This window comes from Aquiflexum sp., from assembly GCF_041749095.1.
Classification (GTDB): domain Bacteria; phylum Bacteroidota; class Bacteroidia; order Cytophagales; family Cyclobacteriaceae; genus Aquiflexum.
Window position 1 is genome coordinate 1 of record NZ_JBGTCA010000602.1, and the last position, 3000, is coordinate 3000.

4 protein-coding genes are annotated in these 3000 nt (G+C 43.1%); all 4 read right to left on the reverse strand.

What is annotated here, in order from left to right; all coding sequences use genetic code 11:
- Nucleotides 1-644: sulfatase-like hydrolase/transferase (locus ACEW8O_RS26860; protein WP_373497712.1), on the reverse strand; the 644-nt coding region annotated here is incomplete at its 3' end.
- 47 nt (nt 645-691) lie between these two features.
- Nucleotides 692-2596, reverse strand: coding sequence for an FAD-dependent oxidoreductase (locus tag ACEW8O_RS26865; RefSeq protein ID WP_373497713.1), 1905 nt, complete (start codon nt 2594-2596; stop codon nt 692-694).
- Between the two features lie 9 nt (nt 2597-2605).
- Nucleotides 2606-2764, reverse strand: coding sequence for a hypothetical protein (locus tag ACEW8O_RS26870; RefSeq protein ID WP_373497714.1), 159 nt, complete (start codon nt 2762-2764; stop codon nt 2606-2608).
- 16 nt (nt 2765-2780) lie between these two features.
- The coding region (locus tag ACEW8O_RS26875) for a hypothetical protein (protein WP_373497715.1) at nt 2781-3000 on the reverse strand (220 nt) is incomplete at its 5' end.

Genomic DNA, 3000 nt, shown 5'->3' on the forward strand with positions numbered 1-3000 from the left:
GCATCGGTGTAATACCACTTCTGCTCCGGTTTATACTCAGGATCATTGAATGGTGTGATAAAAGTATTGTTCCGGGTCAAGGTCCAGGGATCCCATAAACTACCTGCTCCGATAATGGTACCATAAAACTTATCAAATCCCCTTTGCAAAGGCCAATTATACTTTAGCGAATCTATATCCTTCAGGTTCCGGGCTACGTGCCATTTACCCGACATATAAGTGCTATATCCGGCGGGTTGAAGCATTTCGGCAATGGTCACGCACTGGTTTCCAATTTCCCCCTGATAACCGGGGGCGGATTCATTTTCAGTCATAAAACCCATCCCGCTTTGGTGCGGATATAAACCGGTTAGCAAAGAAGCCCGGGTAGGACAACAACGGGCCGTATTGTAAAACTGAGAAAAACGGAGCCCGTTTTTGGCTAAAGTGTCCAATGCCGGTGTTTCGATTTCACTGCCATAAGAACCGAGATCGGAATAGCCCATATCATCGGCCAAAATCACTATGATATTGGGTCTCTTGCTTTGGAGATTATCTGATATCCTATCAGATTGGCTGTTTTTAGAATTATCTACTTGTGAAGTTTGACATTGGGTAAATAGCAATACAGAGAGGAATGCTATAATTAAGTTTTGTAACTGCATGTTAATTCCTTTTAATTTATAGAAAGTGGATTCGAAACTGTTTCAAATTACCTAATTTGGGAATGCATTTCGTATAATTTATTCAAAAACTCCCCCCTATTAATGTTTTTACTGTAAAATGGTATTAGCATTTCAGAACTTTTTGCATCTAGGTTCAACATGCTGATCCAGGATTTTGCCAACTCTTCAGTAATACGCTCGTCAGGATTTATTTGATGGTACGGATAAGCCTCACGGTATTGCATTTTCCATAGGTTGGCAGGTGTCTTTAGATTGATGTCCTTCAATGGAAAAATATCGTGGAATAATCCTTTTGTGCCCAAATTCTGTATGGCTTTGAAATAGGGGTGGTCATTTTCCACATCCGAGACATATACCGTTTTGCCCCCAGCTTCGTGAATTAGCTTTTGAAGTTGATCAAGCGGCACTTCGATGGTACCTAAATTGTTTTTCAACATGAGATGGGCAGCGAGTCCGGTGGCCTGCCCTATCGCAATCCAAGTAGGCTCCAATCTCAATGCAGAAAATCCCACATGGCTGCTGGAAACTGCCACACTGACCAGGAGGTTGTGAAAATCCTTCACCACCGTGATACCATAAGGAATCTGAAATGGGGCAGGGACGTGATTGAAATCCCCTTCTGTCAGGTCTTCATAAAGCTCGCCCGGAGGGCTTACCCCATGGCAGTTCAGGGCATAATCCCCGATGGCAATGGCATCACTTCTCAGCTTTGTCCTGATGGAATTAGGTGCCATATAAGTATCCTGCTCGGTAAAAATATACTCACCTTCTATCCTTCTTGCCTCCCTGATATACAAGCGGTAAGGGAAATGATCGTTATCCGTAAATTCGTCTTTGGCCAGTCCCCATTTTTGTGCTTCCTTTCTGAGTTCATAAGGTACATCCATGTCCTGCTGCAAAAAATAGATCAGACTCAGATTGTGTAACCGATGCTCCTTAATAATCCGCTCTCTCGTCTCTGGATCCCCCTCAGGATAATCAAAATTCCCACCCAGTAAAGACATCCGGACAGGGGCATTTTTTATATCATTGATATCTGCTTTTCTATTAGGTAATAGTTGTACCCGCAAAATACCCCTGCCGTCTTCGGTGAAAATCTGTTCTACTTTTTTATTCATCAGGGTTCCAAGTATAGGCGTAAAAACATCCCGGTCATACCCTGCAGGTTCTTCTATCATAATCCGGTTGGCCGGATCATCCGTCATGATTATCCTGAAGTTATAGCCTTGTACTTTTTGATCCCCTTCCCCCGTACTTCCGCTTTGTATCACGCCGCCCCGGGTAAATATTTTGCCGGCATACCGCTCATGGTAGGTGGACTGTGATTCCCTTCCAAGAAAATAATTGGCCCCTGCCTTGGCCGCAAGATCCCCTTCATAGGTGGCATCTATAAATACCTTTCCCTGGTATTCTACCGTTTTGTTTTCTCTGAGATTGGATAAACGGATACCGTTGATACCCATTCGCCCACGTATAGATTCCCCCAAAATGACTTTGTTAAGTCGGTGACGTGTAATGACCTCAATACTTGGGAATTCCCGGAGCATTTCCCGGAAAATCTGCAGGGTTACATGGGGTTCGGCATGAATGCCATAGTGGCAATCCTCCACCTGCCGGGAATCGGGGCCGTATTTTTCTGTATAATAGGCAAGTACCCTATTAGTGTAGTTTTGAAAATCCCCTCCCAATACCTCAAAGGAAATAAAGTCCGTGAAGGAGAGCCCTCCGGTCATCAATCCACCGATATGTTCGTATTCTTCAACCAAGAGCACTGCATGCCCCATGCGTCCAGCGTTGATGGCTGCCATGATTCCGGAAGGCGTTGCTCCATAAATGATAAGATCGAAGTCGTGTGAGGGGTTGCTTCTTACAGAGAAGCTTGATATGAAAATAATAATGGAGACGAATGAAAAGCAAGGAAATAAATTCATAGTATGATATTATTTATCAATAGTCGAATATTGCTCAGTCCAGGTAAGCGCCTCCTGTTTATGGTTATAATAATAATCTTTCCATCGGTCCAAGATAGCATATCCGATAAAGGAGTAATCACATCTTAACAGTGTGCCGCTTCCCTTCATACCGGGGAAAGTTTTCATAAATGGCTCAGTGTATTCATTTCTTTTCTTCTTTTCCTTTCCAATAGTGATAAAATCCTGCCATGTTCCCTCTTACTTCACTTTTTTGGTTGGCAATATTATTTTTTTCTTCGGGATCTGTTTCAAGGTCATAAAGTTCGTACTCCTTGTTTCCCACTTCTATTAATTTCCAATTTCCAACTATCAAACCATTTTCCAGCAATTGGCCATCCCACACCAATGGAGACTCATCAACT